Origin of the sequence: Actinomyces sp. S6-Spd3, assembly GCF_000758755.1 — a bacterium.
In the GTDB taxonomy this organism is placed as follows: Bacteria; Actinomycetota; Actinomycetes; order Actinomycetales; family Actinomycetaceae; genus Pauljensenia.
Genome location: NZ_JRMV01000246.1, coordinates 1 through 692, shown reverse-complemented (window position 1 = coordinate 692; position 692 = coordinate 1). Strand labels below are relative to the sequence as shown.

The 692-nt window shown below is 52.5% G+C and carries 1 protein-coding gene; it reads right to left on the bottom strand.

Features of this window, described 5'->3' with window-relative positions; genetic code table 11:
* On the bottom strand, positions 1-368 hold a 368-nt coding region (locus tag HMPREF1627_RS01990), incomplete at its 3' end, for an SAM hydrolase/SAM-dependent halogenase family protein (RefSeq protein ID WP_034500701.1).
* Positions 369-692 lie beyond the last annotated feature (324 nt).

Sequence of the window (692 nt, the reverse complement as noted above, 5' to 3'; positions counted from 1 at the left end):
GAACCCGGCAGTCGGTTAACGGACTCGTCAATCTCACGAAGCTCATCTAAACCGTACGTAACCGCAATATGAGTCAGTGTCCCGTTGTCAGGCGTTACAACGAAATGGCCAGACTTGGTTTTTGCCACCACGGACAGGCGATCCGAGCCAACGCCGGGATCAACAACCGAAACAAACACCGAACCCGCGGGCCAATACACAAGAGTTTGCGCGAGCCTACAAGAGCCCTCCCACACGTCGTAAGGAGGAATGTTGTGAGTGAGGTCCTCAATAGGAAGACTCGAGTCCACGCCGTACGCCACGCCGTGCATGGCTGACACGGCGCCATCTGAATATCCAAAGTCGGACTGCAAAATTAGGGGCTTCATGGGTTTCCTGAACGTAGGGATCTGGGAACGGGTCCATCATACGTGCATACACGGACAGCAACTTCACGCGATCTCATAATGGACGCGTAGCGTCGCGCGGCGCCCTACAAGCGCATTTGTGTGCAAATGTCCTATTATAGCGCCAATTTCTTAAAAGTGACCGAAACGTGAGATCAGCAGAGAGTCAAATGTCACGAAAAGATAACGAGCCTTGACATCGAGGATCTTTGTCGCGGATTGTTAGGTTCACTGAAAACTGCCCAGAAGGAGGATACCCGCATGTCGACGACGACATATCAGGCAATCGCCATGATCATCTACCTG